General features: G+C 53.8%; 18 protein-coding genes. 10 read left to right on the forward strand and 8 right to left on the reverse strand.

Annotated features, from left to right (window positions below):
• Positions 1–292 precede the first annotated feature (292 nt).
• Together ACTHYN_RS01260 and ACTHYN_RS01265 are read left to right on the forward strand one after the other, a co-directional pair.
• Positions 293–1687 (forward strand): sigma 54-interacting transcriptional regulator, encoded by a 1395-nt coding sequence (locus ACTHYN_RS01260; protein WP_441810671.1) that lies wholly within the window; start codon positions 293–295, stop codon positions 1685–1687.
• Positions 1684–2748 carry a transporter gene (locus ACTHYN_RS01265; protein WP_441810672.1) on the forward strand — a complete coding sequence of 355 codons (1065 nt, stop codon included), beginning with the start codon at positions 1684–1686 and terminating at the stop codon, positions 2746–2748. Before ACTHYN_RS01260 ends, ACTHYN_RS01265 begins: the two co-directional genes overlap by 4 nt.
• A gap of 27 nt (positions 2749–2775) precedes the next feature.
• Here the strand turns inward: ACTHYN_RS01265 and ACTHYN_RS01270 are convergent, their stop codons facing one another.
• From ACTHYN_RS01270 to dauA, 7 genes are all read right to left on the reverse strand, one after another.
• Entirely contained in the window at positions 2776–3267 is a 492-nt protein-coding gene (locus ACTHYN_RS01270; protein WP_441810673.1) for a hypothetical protein, read from the reverse strand.
• Between the two features lie 4 nt (positions 3268–3271).
• The gene (locus ACTHYN_RS01275; RefSeq protein ID WP_441810674.1) at positions 3272–3964 is read right to left on the reverse strand and encodes a C39 family peptidase; all 693 of its coding nucleotides are present in this window, start codon (positions 3962–3964) and stop codon (positions 3272–3274) included.
• 13 nt (positions 3965–3977) lie between these two features.
• Positions 3978–4328: a hypothetical protein gene (locus tag ACTHYN_RS01280; RefSeq protein ID WP_441810675.1), complete on the reverse strand. Its 351-nt coding sequence runs from the start codon at positions 4326–4328 to the stop codon at positions 3978–3980.
• A 66-nt stretch (positions 4329–4394) separates the two neighbouring features.
• Entirely contained in the window at positions 4395–5396 is a 1002-nt protein-coding gene (locus ACTHYN_RS01285; protein WP_441810676.1) for a hypothetical protein, read from the reverse strand.
• Between the two features lie 377 nt (positions 5397–5773).
• A complete protein-coding gene (locus tag ACTHYN_RS01290) occupies positions 5774–7363 on the reverse strand; it encodes an isocitrate lyase (RefSeq protein WP_441810677.1) in 1590 nt (529 codons plus the stop codon).
• Positions 7364–7504: 141 nt separating this feature from the next.
• Positions 7505–9451 (reverse strand): CASTOR/POLLUX-related putative ion channel, encoded by a 1947-nt coding sequence (locus tag ACTHYN_RS01295; RefSeq protein ID WP_441810731.1) that lies wholly within the window; start codon positions 9449–9451, stop codon positions 7505–7507.
• A gap of 11 nt (positions 9452–9462) precedes the next feature.
• On the reverse strand, positions 9463–11235 hold the full coding sequence (dauA, locus tag ACTHYN_RS01300; protein ID WP_441810678.1) for a C4-dicarboxylic acid transporter DauA: 1773 nt from the start codon (positions 11233–11235) through the stop codon (positions 9463–9465).
• A gap of 125 nt (positions 11236–11360) precedes the next feature.
• Here dauA and ACTHYN_RS01305 point away from each other — a divergent pair, with 125 nt between their 5' ends.
• The gene (locus ACTHYN_RS01305; protein WP_441810679.1) at positions 11361–12317 is read left to right on the forward strand and encodes a ChaN family lipoprotein; all 957 of its coding nucleotides are present in this window, start codon (positions 11361–11363) and stop codon (positions 12315–12317) included.
• Positions 12314–13024 (forward strand): SIMPL domain-containing protein, encoded by a 711-nt coding sequence (locus ACTHYN_RS01310; protein ID WP_441810680.1) that lies wholly within the window; start codon positions 12314–12316, stop codon positions 13022–13024. Before ACTHYN_RS01305 ends, ACTHYN_RS01310 begins: the two co-directional genes overlap by 4 nt.
• Before the next feature lie 19 nt (positions 13025–13043).
• Here the strand turns inward: ACTHYN_RS01310 and ACTHYN_RS01315 are convergent, their stop codons facing one another.
• Entirely contained in the window at positions 13044–14111 is a 1068-nt protein-coding gene (locus ACTHYN_RS01315) for a beta-N-acetylglucosaminidase domain-containing protein (protein WP_441810681.1), read from the reverse strand.
• A 129-nt stretch (positions 14112–14240) separates the two neighbouring features.
• On the opposite strand from ACTHYN_RS01315, the gene ACTHYN_RS01320 reads away from it, so the two are divergent.
• From ACTHYN_RS01320 to ACTHYN_RS01345, 6 genes are all read left to right on the forward strand, one after another.
• Positions 14241–15302, forward strand: coding sequence for an acyltransferase family protein (locus ACTHYN_RS01320; RefSeq protein WP_441810682.1), 1062 nt, complete (start codon positions 14241–14243; stop codon positions 15300–15302).
• Between the two features lie 51 nt (positions 15303–15353).
• The gene (locus ACTHYN_RS01325) at positions 15354–15812 is read left to right on the forward strand and encodes an ATPase (RefSeq protein ID WP_441810683.1); all 459 of its coding nucleotides are present in this window, start codon (positions 15354–15356) and stop codon (positions 15810–15812) included.
• Positions 15813–15928: 116 nt separating this feature from the next.
• On the forward strand, positions 15929–16063 hold the full coding sequence (locus tag ACTHYN_RS01330) for a hypothetical protein (protein ID WP_441810737.1): 135 nt from the start codon (positions 15929–15931) through the stop codon (positions 16061–16063).
• 100 nt (positions 16064–16163) lie between these two features.
• On the forward strand, positions 16164–16709 hold the full coding sequence (locus ACTHYN_RS01335; RefSeq protein ID WP_441810684.1) for a TRAP transporter small permease subunit: 546 nt from the start codon (positions 16164–16166) through the stop codon (positions 16707–16709).
• Positions 16706–18001, forward strand: a complete 1296-nt coding sequence (locus ACTHYN_RS01340) for a TRAP transporter large permease (RefSeq protein ID WP_441810685.1) — start codon at positions 16706–16708, stop codon at positions 17999–18001. Before ACTHYN_RS01335 ends, ACTHYN_RS01340 begins: the two co-directional genes overlap by 4 nt.
• A gap of 247 nt (positions 18002–18248) precedes the next feature.
• On the forward strand, positions 18249–19547 hold the full coding sequence (locus ACTHYN_RS01345) for a class I SAM-dependent methyltransferase (protein ID WP_441810732.1): 1299 nt from the start codon (positions 18249–18251) through the stop codon (positions 19545–19547).
• Positions 19548–19550: the final 3 nt, after the last annotated feature.

Consider the following 19550-nt stretch of genomic DNA (forward strand, 5'->3'; position numbering starts at 1 on the left):
GCGGACTGCCAAGTAGCCCATCCACTGGCGCATAAATGAACACACACACGCCAAAAGTGTCGGCCAAATTTACAGTTTTAAACCACGCCAGATACTTGCCGTTCGCAACTACTTGTACAGGCGTGTGAATATGCTTTCGGGCACAAAACCTGCAGCGGTCTCCCATTATCGAGCAGTTTCATGGCGGGTCTAACAGGGCAGTGACCGGCTCTTTTGTCTTACCGGTGCATTAACGTAATCCTGAACGACTGGCAGGCCTATTTTCAAGCCACCACCAATATGGAGGTTTGCCATGGTGGAAAAGCGACCGCTTGTTTGGTTATCAACGACAGGCAGTAATGCAGGCCTACGAAAAGAACTGGAAGCAGACTGGAGCCTGATTGATTTCAGTTTTGATGAACCTGCACCCTTACTGGCGGCTGTCCCTGATGGGGCCAGGATTGGCGTGTTGGAATTACCGACATCATCCGGGGAGGATACACCACAGCCAGACACCTGGCTCGAGACTCTTGGCCTGACACATTGGGTCGCTATTACTCCTCTGTGGCCGGCTTGCGGAACGCCCATTGCGAGGATAATCACACACTTTTGCTCTGACTTTCATACGCCCCCTGTAGATTGCAGCCGAATGAATACCGTACTTGGCCATCTTTGGGGCATGGCAACCCTTGTGGAACCGGCCAGAAATCTTGCCCGTGATCATTACCAGGATTTAGCATTACAGGGAGACTCCCCTTCCATCCAACAGGTCCGCAGCCTGCTGCGACGCTTTTCCGCAACGCTGGAACCAGTGTTGATTACCGGAAAAAGCAGCACCGGCAAGGACGCCGCAGCCAGATTCATTCATTCGCATTCCTCCCGGGCTTGCGGCCCACTGGTTACGATTAACTGTGCAGCTTTACCCGAAACCCTCACCCAGAGTGAGCTTTTCGGTCATGAAAAGGGGGCTTTTACGCATGCACTGAGCGCACGAAAAGGGCGAATCGAGCAGGCAGATGGGGGTACGCTGATATTCTCCGGCATCGACGAACTCAAGCTGGAACAGCAATCTGTCATCCTGAGGTTTCTCCAGGAAGGCTGCATTGAGCGGGTCGGTGGCTCTGCCCGGATACCAGTAAACTGCAGAGTAATCACAACTACCCGCCAATCATTACCCGATTTGATGGCACTCGGGCATTTCCGAAGCGATGTTTATTATCGGCTTGGCGGCCTGGAAGTGGAACTTCCCGAGCTTAGAAACAGGCTTGAAGACATACCATTCCTTGCCAAAGCGCTACTGGAAGCCGCCTCCTCAGGGGCGGTACAAAAACGCTTGAGCAATGAGGCTGTCAAGAGCCTGTTTAGCCACCCATGGCCTGGTAACTTTCGGGAATTACAGAATTGCCTGCAACAAGGATGGTTGCTTAGCGATAAATCAGTCATTGAGGCTTCCGATCTTGGGCTGCCTCATTCGGGACCAGGTTCAGACGCGTCTGCTTGCAGGTTCAGCCTCAAAGAATTCCGCGCCCGGGCCGACCGACAGGCTCTGTTATGCAGCCTCCAACTGGCAAACAACAATATGTCCGAGGCCGCAAGGCTGCTGAACATATCGAGAGTCTCCCTGTATAGGCTCATGAACAAGTACAACCCGAACGAAAAAAACCGAAGCAACCGTCCAAGACCTGACGGAAAGAGGGATTTGCCATGAATGCCCGAATTCACCTGTTATTCGCTATCAGTGCCTGCATGATTCCCGCAATCAGCGCCGCAAAACCAGAATCCGGTGAGTCAGAAAAAACGCCCATTCGATCTGAAGAATCCCAAAGTCAGGCTTCTGATATTGCCTCAATTACCGCAGATCGGGGAATTGTTACCCACCCCGGGCGTTTCACCATTGAGCCTTCTGTTTCTTTTGCCCACAGTAACGCAACCCTGGTTGCGGTGGAGGGCTATACAGTGGTTCCTGCTCTGCTGGTGGGGCTGATCAACATATCCAAAGTTCAGCGGGATATCTTTGTCGGCGCCCTATCATTCAAATACGGCGTTACCAGCCGGTTTGAAGCCGCGGTGCGAGCGCCTTATTTGAGCATTCAGGAAGACCTGAGAGAACGCCAGGCCTTTGAAGGCACCCCGGTCGACACGCTTCGCGAATCATCAGGCGAAGGTCTGGGTGATGTGGAGCTGTCCCTGCGCTATCAACTGAATGACGGCCTGCACGGCTGGCCCTATGTCATCGGCTCATTCCGGGCAAAGGCGCCTACCGGCAATAGCCCTTATGACGTTGGTCAGCGAATTATCAAAGATACAGATAATGGAAACCCCATCGGAGTTGAGCTCCAAGAACGGCCAACAGGCTCCGGTTTCTGGTCATTCGAGCCCGGTGTATCGTTCATTTACCCTTCCGATCCTGCCGTTCTCTATGGCAACCTGAGCTATGTTTACACCCTGAAAGACGATAAGGGCTTTGAGAATGGCAGCACCATAAACCCGGGGGATGTGATCAGGTTCGGATTTGGTATGGGGTTCGCATTTAATCAGCGTACCTCGTTCAGCCTTGGCTACGATCACTCGGTTATCCGAAAAACAAGTTATGAGCGAGACATTGATCTTTTCGCAGCCAACTTCGACCGGATTCAGATTGGCTCATTGTCGTTTGGGCTTTCCCAGAGGCTGTCACCCGATGTCACTCTGAGCCTGGCGGTGGGGATTGGCGTAACGGAAAATGCACCGAACACAGAGATAACATTAAAGCTACCCATTAGCCTCTAGGAGGTTGGGTGCTGCTTACATAAAAGCTTAGCGGCCGAGAAACTGAAGAATAGGCTCCCGCAGGTTATCGGGAATGCGATAGCCTGCACCAAGATTGTTCAGTTCAATGTTCAGCTGCCGCGCATTCTGGATAACTGACCCATTCAGGTCATTCTGAATCAGTGTCATCCAGCCGCCGTCCCCCGATGCACTTGAGACCAATGCTCTCCCGCTTTGCCCGGAGCCAAGGATGCCAAATACCTTCTCCATCTGGTGCGGCATAACCTTTCCACTCATCACCTGGTTCAGGTTGGGAATGGTCAGCCGGTTGACAGCAAGGGCCTCGCCGTTTACGGAAATTACCTGCTCCAGCCCAATCGAAATTTCCAGATTATCCAAACTGAAACCGCCCCTTTGAGAGGCAAGCTCGCGGTCGCTCAAAGGGGGTGTTAAAAACACGCCATCGGCTACGGCAGGCACCGCAGCACTTATAAAAACAAACCCAAGCCCTGTTATGGCAAGCCGCTGCATGGTCATCATGGCGTTACCACTCCCTCGTGGATGGCCAATATGGCAGCGTATGGCCCAGTGACGGCCCTTGTTGGCCTCTGGACAGAGGAGCCCTGACAATCTGTGGCCAATCTCCGCCCGTCAGGAATGTGCTGCGCCCCTGTTGTATGTGGCTGCGGATAACAAAAGCAGCGCCATTCCAATACTCATCAAACTCCGCTCTGGAGTAAACTTTAAGCCCGCGGGCCGGATCACCAATAAACACTTCTTTCTCACTGATTCCCTTAATGACCACGAAGTGCCGGAAACCATTCATGTTCAAAAGCACAATAATAGGCAAACGAACCTTGTCCCGCAGGCCGGATAACGGCATGCGAAAGCCATCCGCCTGATAGCCCCTGGATTCCAGAAAACGCTTCATGTCCAGCATGGAAAAGCCTTCAAGGCGCACTTTTTCCGCATCCGCCAGAGAAAACATTCCGGAAAAAACAGCCTGTTCGGTAACCCGGTCGTCATAGTGATAAGACAACAGCGAGGCAATCGCGGCCGAGCCACAACTGAAATCATACTGCTGCTGCATCACCGAACTGAAACGCTGCTCTTTGAAACTGCGCACCCCCAGTTGCAAGTCGCCACCCATTCCCGGCAACATCACTGTTCCCGCAAACGCAGTGGACCACAGCATCGCAACGCCCACTGTGGACACAACAAGCCTGCGACTCACCATGGCCCACCTCCTGTCAGCGATTGATAAGAATGTTCACCTGAGTACTGTCCTGAATCACCACCTGGTTGCCTGTGTTCTGGATGACAGTGGCAATACCGCTCATGTTTCCGAACGCATTGTCGGAAATAATGTTATCGCCCGTGATGACATTTCCCGTCAGCAGGTTATCGGACACGTTTCCATTTTGCTGGTTATCGTTAAGCTGCCATTGCACCGGGACTCCCTGACGACCGCTGGATTCCGCCAACTGATCTGCCGTTAACGGTGTGACATCCATCCATTCCTCAGCCGATAAATACCCCGTTGTCCCGAACATTAACGTCAGCACGGCAGCCTTCAATGCCCAGCCGATGACACGATCCATGGCAATTCTCCCGGAACCATCCGGCCGCAACCCGCTACAACAGGGCGCGGGTGCAGCCAGGACTCCTTATTTGGTGCCGCCACCACCACCAGTGGAAAGGTTAGACATTACACTGACATTAGCCTGCGTAATGCTGCCATTACCTGCATTCTGGGCAAACGCCCCGACGCCGGTGAAGTTCGCTGAGCCACCAGAGATCTCGTTATGATTACGAACCTCGGTGTACGAACCATCCGCATTAGCGTTTCCGTATGTGGTCGAAGTGCCAGAGACGGTAGCGTTCAGCTCGGCGTTATTCATGAATACATCCATGTCTAGCGCCATGGAATGATCAGAGCTGTCGTTACCACTGTCAGCCGTATTGTACGAATCATTCACGCTGTTATCAGAGTTGTTCGTATTGTCGGTATTACCGCTGTCGTTGGTGCTATTGTCCGAGCTATCGGTCTGTGCAGTGTTACCACTGTCACTGGTGCTGTTGTCTGAATTATTCGTGTTGTCGGTGTTGCCGCTGTCGTTGGTGCTGTTATCCGAATTATCGGTCTGTGCGGTATTACCGCTGTCGTTGGTACTGCTGTTAGTGCTGTTATCCGAATTATTCGTGTTGTCAGCGTTGCCGCTGTCATTGGTACTGTTGTCCGAGTTGTCGGTCTGTGCAGTGTTGCCGCTATCGTGGGTGCTGTTATCCGAGTTGTTCGTATTGTCAGCGTTGCCGCTGTCATTGGTACTGTTGTTCGAGCTGTCGGTCTGTGCGGTGTTGCCGCTGTCATTGGTGCTGTTATCCGAGTTGTTCGTATTGTCAGCGTTGCCGCTGTCATTGGTGCTGTTGTTCGAGCTGTCGGTCTGTGCGGTGTTACCGCTGTCAGTGGTGCTGTTGTCAGAGTTGTTGTCTGTGGTTGAGTTATCATTACCGGAATCGGTATTACCCGAATACCCGTTACTGGCCGTGGAGCTGTTCTTCGCATTGGTATTCGGATCTCCGTCGCCACCCATATCCGCGTAGGCGAAACCGGAAACGCCCAGACTCATTGCAATAGCAGCTGCTAGCAAGCTTTTCCTAGTATTCATGATGTCGCTTCCTTCGATTTTATTCGTTTTTAAAAGGATCAAACCCAACCCGCTCACTATCTGGCAGTCCAAGGTCCAGATCCGCAAGACAGCACAACGCAATTAACACGCCAGAATCAGAAACAAACGGCTAAGTTACTGATTTAAAAGCTTTTTAAGGGAGGCGACTCAGGGGGCTCAGATACTGCGGAGGCAGGAACTGTTTCAGACTTGAAACAGCAAGCAAACAGGAGAGGCAATGGTATGAAGGTTTATACTTTGGTTTCAGGCATATACAGAAAATTGCCAGTGTAAAAAAACAAAACCCTGCACCAGGCAGGGTTTTGCGGACTGAAAAGAGCGCTTTAGCTCACTTCAGTAACATCCGAACCGTTCAATCAGAACTGGTTCATGGTGTTGTCTCCACCACCGGCTTTCAGCGCAGCATCACCTGCGAAGAATTCCTTGTGGTCGTCACCGATGTTAGAACCAGCCATATCCTGGTGCTTGACTGTGGCGATACCCTGACGGATTTCTTCACGCTGTACGCCTTTAACGTAAGCCAGCATGCCCTGGTCGCCGAAGTAGCCTTTGGCCAGGTTGTCGGTAGACAGTGCCGCAGTGTGATAAGTCGGCAGAGTAATCAGGTGGTGGAACACACCCGCTTCACGAGCCGCATCACGCTGGAAGTTAGCTGTCCACTCATCGGCCAGCTTACCAAGCTCGGTGTTGTCATACTCTTCGCTCATCAGATTGGCGCGGTCGTAGGCAGATACATCCTTGCCTTCTTCAGTCCAGGCGTCGAACACCTGCTGACGGAAGTTCAGGGTCCAGTTGAACGATGGGCTGTTGTTGTAAACCAGCTTGGCATCGGGAACCTCTGCCTTGATGCGGTTTACCATGCCAGCGATCTGGCCAACGTGCGGCTTCTCGGTTTCGATCCACAGCATGTCAGCGCCGTTCTGCAGGCTGGTGATGCAGTCCAGAACAACCCGGTCTTCGCCTGAGCCTTCTTTGAACTGGAACAGGCCAGATGCCAAACGCTTGGGCTTAACCAGCTTGCCGTCTTGCTTGATTACGATGTCGCCGTTGTTGATGTCTTCAGCGTTTTCGATCACATCGCCATCGATAAAGCTGTTGTACTGGTCGCCCAGGTCGCCCGGCTCATCGGTTACAGCGATTTGCTTGGTCAGTCCAGCGCCCAGGGAGTCAGTACGGGCAACGATCACACCGTCTTCAACACCCAGCTCCAGGAACGCCAGACGAACCGCATTGATCTTCGACAGGAAGTCGGCGTGAGGAACAGTTACTTTACCGTCCTGGTGGCCACACTGCTTCTCGTCAGATACCTGGTTTTCGATCTGGATAGCGCAAGCACCCGCTTCGATCATCTGCTTGGCCAGCAGGTAGGTTGCTTCGTCGTTTCCGAAACCAGCGTCGATGTCTGCAATGATTGGTACAACGTGGGTTTCATGGTTGTCGATCTGCTTGGTCAGCTCGGCTACCTTGGCGTTGTCGCCAGCATTTTCAGCAGCTTCCAGATCGCGGAACAGGTGGTTCAGTTCCCAGGAATCTGCCTGACGCAGAAAGGTGTACAGCTCTTCGATCAGGCCGGAAACAGCCGTCTTCTCGTGCATGGACTGGTCAGGCAGCGGGCCGAACTCGGAGCGCAGTGCTGCAACCATCCAGCCCGACAGGTACAAATAACGACGCTTGGTGCTGTTGAAGTGCTTCTTGATAGAAATCATCTTCTGCTGACCAATGAAGCCGTGCCAGCAACCCAGAGACTGAGTGTACTGAGACTTGTCGTTGTCGTAGTTAGCCATGTCTTCGCGCATGATTTTGGCGGTGTACCTGGCGATATCCAGACCGGTTCTGAATTTGTTCTGAGCGCGCATACGAGCAGCGTGCTTGGGGTTAATCGCATTCCAGGTCGGGTTTTGCTTCAGTACGGATGCAATCGCATCGACGTCGCTTGAATAAGGCATAATGTCTATCCTTGGGTTGATGATTTAACTAGGCTGCGAGCACTTTAATGGCTTAGTGCTTATAATTGAAATTTATATAATCTATTTTCAGCATTTTTGCCATGAATGCCACCTGATAAGTAATGCGGCCCGCAGTGGGCATTAAGACTGGCAAAGTACAACCAGGCGGTCGCCGGGCTGTAAATCCAGATACTGTTTACGGGGCGGGTTCAACATAAGGTGTCGGCCGTGCGCGTCTGCGGTGGCGCGGAACACGCCCAGAGCCACCTCGCCTTCAGCAGCCAGAACCTTCTCCAGCACATGGAAATCCGCGCTTGCAGGCAAAAAGTAACCCTCAGGATTCTGGAACTGAATCTCGGCTCCGCCCACGGTAAACAATTCATCCAAGACTACTCTTAACTCACGACGCAATGCCACCTGAGCCAAAATATGGCTGAGAATCATTGGGCTGATGAGCATTTCGCTCTGATGGCCATAGAGCAGGTGGCTGTTATCCGGATCGCTTAGCTCCATAATCAGTTGTGGCCGCCCGGGCGACTCCGCCAGCACATCTTCAAGTTGAAGATAGCCAACCATCGTTCGCGCATCCGCCTCTTCACCCGAGACCAGTCTATCGCTACTGAGCAGTATAATAGTGTCGTAATGCGCAGGGTTGATCCGGCGCAATTCATCTTCAACCATGTAATCGGCTTCAATGTGGCTGTAGTTATCGAGTAGGTTTCCAGCCGCATACCGGTGGAGCGCATGCTCTCTTTCAGATACCGGCACAACAGAGACAACATCCACCATTGGTTGTCCCGGGCCATAACTTGCGAACTCAGCCATCAAACTGGGCACCCTGCGATTCCAGCCAAGCAGCAGTATGCGACGCCCTTCCAGCCCTTTTCCCCGAGCAGCAAGCCTGGTTTTACCACGGGTGATTTTGGGTAAAACCTGTACCTTGGGGTCCGCATCTGTTTCGGCGTAATCCCGGGCCATCATCACAACCCGATCGTCCACATTAATAGGTGTCGCCGAAGGCGCTGCCAACCGGATATCCCACCCGCTCTCACCCTGTTGGAGCAAGCCCAGCACCACGGCATTCGGGCGTTCAGAAGCCAGCTCCCCAAGGGTCTGGCCCGCAACAGATTCACCGCCCCGAATATATATCTCATTGCCTTCACCGGCTGTGAGCAGTTCGTTGTAAACTTCAGATAACCCGGGGTGCAGTACGTTTTGCACCATCAAGCGGCTTATAGTGGCGTTACCGGCAACCACTTCAACAGCACCGGGGTATGCCCGCTCAACCACCGGTAGTTTGCGAATGTCCTGGATTTCCGCCACTACATAAGGCAAGGCTGCCTGATGCTGCCTTGCCTGCGCAGTAATCGACAGCAAGGCTTTAACGGTTTCCACATCGGAGGTGATCAAGCTGCCAACCTCATGGGCTGCACTGGGTACGATCACGGCGGCGGCATCAAGACACGCAACCCGCTGCAGAGCGTCTGGCTGAATGGCGGAACCGGAGCGCAAAATAATCTGGCGGGCGCGGCGGCCAATGCCGGGTTCACTGCGCAGTTCGTGCACCTGTTCTGCGGAGGCTTCCTGCGACAATACAACCAGGTTCAGTCTCTGGGCATCGTGTATTTTCAAAAACCGGCGCATGCGGCCTGATGAACCCAGCAATTCGCTGAGCAGTGGCAGGGTTTGACTGGACCAACCCAGCACGACTATGTGGTTTTTCAGGGTTACCGGCGTGAGGCCGCGCTCAAGATCTGCCATTTTGGCAATCAGCCAGCGGGTAAGAATGGCTACCAGAGTGCCCATAAACACCACATAGCCACTGATGGTCAGCAGTGTTGAGACAAAACGTTGCCAGGTGCCCACATCGTCACCCAGATAGCCGGGATCGGTGAGACGCAAAAAAGCCCACCAGATGGCAGATCCCGGGTCATCAAATTCACCCCCCTGGGGCACCACCAGCAAGCCACCAACCAGGGAAATAAATCCGATGAATACGCCCACCACCAATAGCTGGAAGCCGGCCCCTTTCACCAGTTGGCGCTCAACAATAAACTTTACCCGATCGATCAGCCGGAAGGGCAACATGGCAGCCTTTTTCATGAGCTTGGCCCTAAACGTTGGGAAGGTATCGGATTGTGCGCAACCATGGATGACAACGGCAGGGCCAGTGCCTCCTGCAGTGTCGCTGTAAACTGCAACACTCCTTCTACCGGCCCGAGGCCACCGCGGGCCAGAGTTCGCTGCGGCTGGGACTGCAGATCGGCAATGACCATGCGGGTGCCATCGTCTTGGCACGTGGCAATCAGCTTGTTGAGGGCAGACAACCCACCCGCGTCCAACACGGTAACGCCATCCATATACAGGATAATCCCGTTAACATTTCCGGATAGCGCAGCGAGTTCGCCAAAAATACGATCGGCCGCTGCAAAAAACAGTGGGCCGTTAATTTTGAAAACCTGCCAGCCAGCCGGCAGGTTTTCTTCTCTGACCCGCTTGCCATTCGTGATGTCGGTTACCTTGGTCATCTCGGCCATTTCACGCATGAATAACACTGCCGCCAGCAACACACCGGTGGTAATGGCGATCACCATATCCAGCGCCACAGTTAAGGAAAAGCAGGTTAAAAAAACCAACACATCGCTGCGCGGCGCTGTTTTCAGCAGTCGCACGGCCTTTGGCGCTTCGCTCATGTTCCAGGCCACCATAATCAGCAAGGCCGCCATGGCGGGCATGGGTAAGTAGGCCAGCACACCGGCCAGTGACACCAGCGCCAGCAGCACCACAGCGGCATGAATCATAGAGGAGACCGGCGATTCGGCACCCGCACGGTAGTTGGCAGCAGAGCGGGCAATGGCGGCCGTTGCGGTAATGCCACCGAAAAACGGCGCAATAATATTTCCCAGACCCTGCCCCATCAGCTCACTGTTGGCACTGTGGCGCTTACCGGTCATGCCATCCAGAACCACGGCACACAGCAGGGACTCAATGGCGCCCAGCATGGCGATCGCAAACGCCGCCGGCAACAACTCCCGCACCATATTCCAGGACAGCCCGATGGGCTCACCACTGGCATTCGCCTGCTGCCACGGCCAGGCAAACTCCGGCAGAACAGGTGGTATACCTGCCCCGGTGCCACCGCCCGGCAGCAGGTAACTGAAACGTGATCCAATGGTATCCACCGACGCACCGTTCGCGTTCAGCCAAACCGCCAGCAAGCTGCCAACCACCACCGCCGGCAAGTGCGGCGGAACCGGGCTTTTCAGGCGTGGCCAAAGCAGCATCACTGCAAGTGTTACCACGGCAACCAACGCACTCATGGAATCCAGCGCCGGAAAGTTTTGAGCAAGAACCGTCACTTTATCCCAGTAATGCTCCGGCATGGTTTCCACGGTCAAACCAAAAAAGTCTTTTACCTGCAAAGTGGCAATCACCACCGCGATACCGCCGGTAAACCCGAGCGTGACCGACTCTGGAATGTATTCAATAAAACGGCCCAGCCGCATGACTGCCATGATTATCAGCAGAACACCGGACATCAGGGAAGCCAGCAATAAACCGCCAAGACCGTATGTTTGCGCGATGGGGTAAAGGATAACCACAAACGCCGCAGTGGGGCCGGACACACTAAAGCGGCTACCGCCTGTTAGCGCAATAACAAAGCCGGCAATAAAGGCTGTATAAAGGCCATACTGAGGCGCAACGCCACTGGCGATAGCCAGTGCCATGGCCAGGGGAATAGCGATAATACCCACGGTGACACCAGCCATGAGATCGCGCAGAAAGCGATGGCCGTTATATGGCTGGTCAATGCAGGCTTCCCGGAAAGCATGGGCAAACCGGAGTGAAAATAAGTGAGCGCGATGGGGCATACTGTCCTCGTGTCTAGGAATGCATACAGGAAGCGAGGCCCACCATCATATATAATTTTGTCATGAAAAAATGTTCCATCACTATACTAATGATTCTGGCCGGCAATCTGACCGGGTGTGCAACGGTGAGCCAGCCCGGCAAAAATATCGCTGAGACAAGGCCTCAAACCCTTTATGAGGCTCGTCTCGTTGAGCCAGAAAACGGCAGCACGCTGAGCGTGGAAGCGCTCGGTCAACGGCTGGCACAAACCGATGTAATTGTCGTGGGTGAATACCATGGCCACCAGGCCTCCCACCTTCTGCAGTCACAGCTTCAGGCTGCACTCTATCGCCAAAACCCGATGCAAGTGCTGTCCATGGAGCAGTTCAACATGGACAATCAGGCAGCCCTTGATGCCTACCTGAATGGCAAAACCGGCGAGACAGAAATGATAGAAGACAGTAACGCCTGGGATAACTACCGCGGCTCCTACCGGCCATTGATAGAGTTTTCACGCCAGCATGGTCTGCCGGTTATTGCAGCCAATGCGCCGGCAGCGATGGTACGCTGTGTCGGCCGGCAAGGGTCAGGCTACCTGAACACGCTGCCCAAAGCCCAGCAACAAGGGCTGCCAGACACCCCCTTTATGGACATCCCGGCTTACCGGGAAAAATTCACCGGGGCGATTACAAACAGCCACCGCGCCGCAGATGAAGCCATGCGCAAGCGCATAAACAACACGTACAACGCTCAGCTACTGCGTGACAACACCATGGCCAGCCGCATACTGGCTGCTCGCGAGACTCACCCCGGCTATCAGATTACTCACATCACCGGTACATTTCACAGTGAAGAGCACCTGGGAACGGTTGCATTACTCAAACAGCGGGCTCCAGATTTGTCAGTGGCCGTTATCTCGCCGGTAGTCTGGCCTGCTGACGCAAATGAGATGCCCTTGCACAACAATCGGTATAAAGGCGATTTTCTCTATTTCATTCAGCCTCTGCCCGACGCTTTCCGCGACGACACACGCGAACAAAAGGCGATGTCTGCCAAATTCCGGCGGCCCGCAAAAGAAACCTGCCGAGGAGATTCTCCATGAAAGTCATTGCTGCCCTTATTCTGGGTATCAGCGCCGTTATTTCCGCCGCATTCATCAGCGGTGGCCTGACCGACCTGCGCACCGGAGACCGTTACGTGACAGTGAAAGGTGTGTCAGAGCGGGAAGTAACGGCCGACTTAGCCCTGTGGCCGATCCGTTTTGTAGGCACAGGCGATACTCTCGACGAAGCCCGGGGAAAAGCTAATGACAGCCGCAATGCCATCATGGCGTTCCTGAAACTGCAGGCTATCAGCGATGATGCGGTGGAGCTGCAACGGCTGGATGTGACAGATACCCGCGCCAACCCGTATCAGGACAATAACAGCAAACAGAAGTTTATTATAAGCCAGACACTCATGGTGCGCAGCGACGACATAGAAAAAATCAGCCAGGCGGCTCAGGCTGTAGGCGAACTGGTTGATTCCGGCGTGGTATTGTCATCCGACTATGGGCCAAGCGGCCCAACCTACCTCTTTAACGGGCTGAACGATATCAAGCCAGAGATGATTGCCGAAGCGACGGCCTCTGCCCGCGAGTCCGCCAACCAGTTTGCCAAAGATGCCGACACCACCCTGGGCGAACTGCGCCGCGCCAACCAGGGTGTGTTCCAGATACTGGCCCGGGACCAGGCTCCCGGGGTTTCGGAGCAGCAACAGCCTGCGAAAACCGTACGGGTGGTTTCGACCATTCAGTATTATTTGCGCTAATGCGCCAAGGCAAAAGGTATTACTGGGTTCTGACCATTTCGTCGGTGACCTGGTACTCCCCTACCAGCCAACGCAGGATCTCGCTGGCTGCAGGATGATCATAAGCGTCGTAGGTTCGCATCAGGCTTTGTCGCTTTTCGTCACTGATGCGGCCCAGGCCTGCATCCTGCAACACCAGCAGGTCGGCATGGAGCTGGCCTGCCAATTCCCTGCCCAGCACCTCTTTCGCCGCCTGGCGAAACGCTTGCCCGTACTGATAATCCCCGCCCAGCCGGTAAGATTCTGCCAGCGTAATAGCAGGAATCGCGGTCAGCACCGGCTGCAACGCCGGGTTAATGCCATGTCCCGCTATGTAGGCACCATTGGCCGTCGGGCGTCCGGAAAAGCCCCGCAAATGAAGGTGCCGGGACATACGATCGCCGTCATTGACCGGGTAATTGTCCCAAAGCACCGGCTTTCGCCCAAGCTGCTCTCCCACACGCTTTAAATGTCCGGGAGAAATCTCCCGGGAGCAGACTTCTTCGCCGGTCCAGAATATTTGAATATCATGGCCCAACCGGCGCCCGAGTGTTTCCAGGTAACCAGGCGGGCGCTCACCAAACACCCTGTCCAGCACCGGGTCGTCTGAGTAATAGCTGGGGCAAACTGAAAGGTATTTCGCCTGAGTTCGCTCACCAATCCAGTGCATGATATCCGCCTGGGTTTCAGCCAGCGCTGGCGTATCGGCGCGCATGTCATCAAACAGAATAGCCAGTTCGTCAATACCTATGCGATCAAGCAACTCAAGTTTCGACGCAAGTGCAGCGCGGGCCGCGCCATCAAAACGGTTAAAGATTTCGAAGGGGCTCAGCCCGATACCAAACCTGAGCCCCTGTTTGCGACAAAACCGGCCAAACTCTGCAAGTTCCGTTACCATGGCGGGCGGGTGCGGCTCTTGCCAGCGTCTGCGCAAGAAAGCATCTGCTTTGGGCGCATAAAGGTAAAAGCCATACCCGTGCGGTGCCAGAGTGCGCACCAACTGTTGTCGCTCCTGCCAGCTCCATACCGGCCCGTAGAATCCTTCAATAATCCCCAGCGTTGTGGCCATAGCTGTCTCCCTGTGGCGACTCAGTGTATTACCACATGGTATACCTGCGGCAAGACAATGGTATATCTCATCTGTATTGCACGCGGCCCAAGCAGGCTACTATAGGTGAAATTCGTGTAGGAAATCTTTATGAGCCGTTCCCAGGCAAGGCTGGGCAGTCTTGATGCATTGCGGGGCCTCGCCGCTTTTGGGGTCGTGCTTTTTCATTACCTGCCCTATTACGACAAGCTCTTCGGCCACTCATTCGACCTGCCCCCGTTGCTAACAGACACCCTGCTGTTTGGCCGCTACGGTGTGCATCTGTTTTTTATTCTCAGTGGCTTTGTCATTTTCATGACCCTTGAACGCACCCGTAATGCCGCCTGGTTTGGGCTTGCAAGAGGGGTTCGGCTCATGCCGGCACTTTGGACCGGCATTGCCCTTACGTTTGTGTCCGTGCATTTTTTCGGGCCGGAAAGCCGGGCAGTCAGTCTTGAAACCGCCATACTCAACGCAACGCTGTTGCATGAGTATCTCGGAGCGGAACACGTCGACGGCGCTTATTGGAGCTTGGTAATAGAAGTGACCTTTTACAGCTGGATGGCTTTGCTGTTTTACACCTTGCGTGGCTGGTCACGGCTGCGGCTGGCCTTCTGGGCATGGATGCTGGTGAGCTACGCTGGCGTTATCTGGTGGAAGCAAATACCCGACAATCTCGAGTTTCTGGTCAAAGACCTGATGTTTGTAAAATACGCCCCCTTGTTTATGGGCGGCATGCTGATTTTCCGAATTCATCGGTACGGCCGCCCTGCAATGGGTGATGCGCTATTGCTCGCGCTAGCTGTCTGCCACGGCCTGCTTGCATACAAATTCCCATACAGCCTGTTTGTGCTGGGTTGTTTTGCTGTGTTCGCCCTGGCCGTTGCAGGCCACCTTAACTGGCTGGCCAACAAGCCGATGTTATGGCTGGGAAGTCTCTCATACAGCCTGTATCTGGTGCATCAAAACATTGGCTACGGCGTTATCACCTTAAGCTACAAGGCTGGCCTGCCAGGCTGGCTAGGCGTCTGCCTCGCGATTACCACCGCGGTGGCTCTGGCGTCGCTGATTCATTATTTCATCGAAAAACCGGCTTTGCGACGGTTCCGTGCCTGGCGCAGCCAAACAGAAACCGCTCAAACAGCAGGAGCACCCGCCAAAATTATTGACTAGACTCAGGTTTGACCATTCACTTGAACCAACACTGGATTGATGGGGCTTATTATGGAAATCAAAACGTTTGGCAACCTGATTGACTGGACGCGCCAAATGCACCTGCATCTTGCAAAGTGCTTGCATGAATCCGCCGCGCAAAACAGCGATGAGCGAATCGGTGCCTTGCTGGACTACGTGGCCGAACATGAATCAACTTTAGCCACCACCGTGAGTGAGTTCGAAAAGCAGGCTAACCCCAACGCTCTGAATACCCGCATATACGATTACATTGAGCACAAGCCGCCGACATACAACCAGATTTGCGATGACCGGTACGCCTCTATGGGGTTCGATGACATTGTCAGGGACATTTTTGGTTTTCACGATCAGATTCTCAGTCTCTATGACACACTGATTGGTAAAGCTGAAATTGAAGAGGCCAAGTCATTACTGGAAGATTTACTGGCACTTGAGCAGCACGAGGCCAAACAGTTAGCGAGCCAGATTGGCCGAATGAACGACGTTTAAAAAAGCCTACAACCTAGGTCGCAGCCGGGCGTTATTTTCATTTCGCTGTGTCTGATTACTTGCTAATGTGAACTGGTTGAAAGCTTCCCCAAGAAAGCCTCGCTCGATCCAAAACAATGACAAAAGGACACAAGAGCAATGAACAGGCAGCGCGAATTGTGAAGTCCCAACAGGGCTATCTGGAGCAGAGCCGTGCTTATACCGATATTTCTGAGCGCGCATACCTGAACACCATGGGCACAGTAGAGTAAGATAGTGGCTGTAATGGAGCCGGGATCGCTCTGAAAGTGATCCCGGTTTTGTTGTTTATAGTAATAGTGAAATCGCCAGTTCTGTGGCGGAGGATTGTGAATGCAGTGGATTATAAAGCTGGATGAGGGCCTTGCCCGTGTATCCATGTTCTGCGGCTGGATTGCCTGTGTCGCGATGCTGCTAATGGCTGGTAACGTTTTTTACGACGTTGTTGCCCGTTATGCGTTCAATGAAGTATCCATAGGCATGCAGGAAATGGAGTGGCACCTCTATTCGGTGGTATTCCTGCTCGGTATTCCCTATGCGTTGCGCACAGATGGTCATGTTCGGGTTGATGTGTTTTATGCCCGCTGGAGCAACAAAGCCAAAGCCTGTGTGAACCTGATAGGCGCCCTGGTTTTTGTGGTGCCATTCGCCTGGCTTATCGGCTTTTATGGCTACGATTTTGCGCTGGACTCCTACAACATGGGTGAAGGCAGTGGCGACCCGGGCGGGCTGCCTCAACGCTGGATCATCAAGTCTGTTATTCCAATCACAGCACTTTTTATCGCCGTTGCCGGCCTCAACATGGCAACGTTCGCGTTGCGCGTAATGTCTGGTGAAAAACAATACGAAGGCGAAAATGGCGGGGAGGGGCTCGCATGATCGGCATGATTATGTTCGTCGCTGCCCTTTTCATGTTGATGCTGGGCTTCCCTGTCGCCTTCACTTTTGGCGGCGTTGCCCTTTTCTTTGGGGTGTTTGCTGAAGGCATGGACCTGTTTGCCTTCATGCCCTATCGCATCATGAGCGTTATGACGAATACCGTTCTGATGGCTGTGCCGCTGTTTATTTTCATGGGTGTTATTCTGCAGCGTACCCGTTTGGCCGAGCAGTTACTGACCTCCATGGGGCGGCTATTTGGTGGTTTACCCGGCGGTTTGGCAATTTCTACCATTCTGGTGGGTGCACTGCTGGCAGCTTCTACCGGCGTTGTCGGCGCAAGCGTGGTTGCCATGGGTCTGATTTCCCTGCCTGTCATGCTGGCCCACAACTACGATAAACGTTTGGCAGCAGGCACCATCTGTGCCGCAGGCACGCTGGGCCAAATTGTTCCACCCTCCATTATTCTGATTATTCTGGGTGACGTGCTGGGCCTTCCGGTGGGCGACTTGTTCAAGGCCGCTATTGGGCCAGGCGTGGTTCTTGTCGGGCTCTACGTTGCCTATATCCTGATTATGACCCGTTTCAGACCTGAAACCGCCCCGGCCATGCCGGAAGACAGCACCATCTCCCGAAAAAAAGAGATTATGAATGCATTACTGGCGATCATTCCGCCATTGGCGCTGATCGTAATCGTGCTTGGTTCTATCTTTACGGGTATAGCCACGCCTACAGAATCCTCGGCCCTGGGTGGTATTGGCGCCATTGTGCTGGCGATCATCTATCGCCAATTTTCATTCCAGATGGTATGGGATGCTTCGAAAGATACAGTCAAAGTAACGGCAATGGTGTTTGCTATCCTGATTGGTGCAACGGCCTTTTCAATGGTCTTCAGCTACACCGGCGGCGACTACCTGCTGGAAGATTGGATGCTGGCCCTACCGGGCGAGAAATGGGGCTTTATCATACTCGCTATGCTGGTCATTATGGTGCTGGGTTTCTTCATCGATTTTGTCGAGATTTCCTTCATTATTGTGCCTATTCTGGCGCCGGTGGCCGAAGCTATGGGCATCAACATGCTCTGGTTTGCCATTCTGATTGCCATGAACCTGCAAACCAGTTTTCTTACGCCGCCTTTCGGGTTCTCGTTGTTCTATCTCAAAGGAGTCGCACCGCGGCAAGTACGAACGGTCGACATCTACAAAGGCGTACTGCCATTTATCGCCCTGCAGGTGTTGGTGCTGGCGATGATTGTGATTTTCCCTGAATGGTTCGGCATGAGTTCCTCATACTGAATTACCCGCGACCGGGTCGCCTGGCCCGGTCGCAAGGTCGCGCTCCTTCTTCACACCTTAACGCCCTTCCTCTGCCGTGCTTTACGGTAAACCTGACAAAACCAGAACGTTTTCTATACTGAGTAGGCAATTGGCAATTCTCAGACAGGTATTCGGGACAAGCCCTAGCGCGCAGCCGCCATCCTAAACAGCCATGTTAAGGTCAGAAGGGAGCAAATCCGTGAATCACAAAAGTGTTCAAAAAAGCATCAAGAGCACAGGGCTCAATGAACAAAATGATAAATCCCATATTCTGAACCTGCCTTTGCAAGGCTCTCATGTAGACCGTACGCCACACACCCATGAACGCTGGCTAGTGGCCAAACTGGTTCGCATGGCCGGGTCTCCTCCAGTTCGCTTTCGCCTGTGGAATGGTGAGGTCATTGAGCCCCAGGTATTACCGGCCAGGTTTACTGTGTATCTCAAGGACCCAAAGGCGCTTTACACCCTGGTGTCCAACCCGAACCTGGCATTTGGCGATCTTTACAGTTCCGGCCGGCTGGATGTAGAGGGCGAACTGCCAGATCTGATGGAAACTCTTTACCGCACGATTCATCAGGCCCGCCAGAAATGGCCACGCTGGCTGGAAGCCCTGTGGCGCAACCATGCGCCCCGCGCAACAGGTCTGTCTGAAGCAAGGGAGAATATTCACCACCATTATGATCTGGGCAACGACTTTTATCGGCTTTGGCTGGACCAGGCCGAAATGCAGTACACCTGCGCCTATTACGAACGGCCGGAATTAAGCCTGGAGCAAGCACAGCTGGCAAAGCTGGAGCACGTGTGCCGAAAACTCAGGCTCAAGCCCGGCATGAAGGTCGTAGAGGCGGGCTGTGGCTGGGGCGGGCTGGCCCGTTACATGGCACGAAATTACGGCGTAACCGTTCACGCTTATAATATTTCCCGGGAACAACTGAGTTACGCTCGGAAGCAAGCTCGCACACAGGGGCTGGAAAATCAGATTGATTACATTGAAGACGATTACCGCAACATAGAGGGCCAGTACGATGCCTTCGTCTCGGTTGGCATGCTGGAGCATGTGGGTAAGGAGAACTACCCGGCCCTTGCCGAGCTGATTAAACGTTCACTGAAGCCAAACGGCATAGCGCTTCTTCACAGCATCGGCCGCAACAGGCCCATGTTGATGAACGCATGGATCGAAAAACGCATTTTCCCGGGGGCCTACCCTCCCGGCATCGGCGAGTTCATGGCGCTGTGTGAGCACGGTGATTTTTCTGTCCTGGATGTAGAGAACCTTCGGCTCCACTACGCCAGCACCCTGAACGCCTGGATGGCACGCTTTAACGCAGCAGAAGAGACCGTCTGCGAAATGTACGACGAGCACTTTACTCGAGCCTGGCGCATGTATCTGGCTGGCTCTATTGCTGCCTTTCGGGCGGGATCGCTGCAGCTTTTTCAGGTTGTATTCACCCATGGCAACAACAACCAGTTGCCAGCGACCCGGCAGGATCTTTACACATTTCCCGCGGCACCCGAACCTACCTGAGGT

It is taken from the genome of Marinobacter sp. (assembly GCF_052091845.1).
In the GTDB taxonomy this organism is placed as follows: domain Bacteria; phylum Pseudomonadota; class Gammaproteobacteria; order Pseudomonadales; family Oleiphilaceae; genus Marinobacter.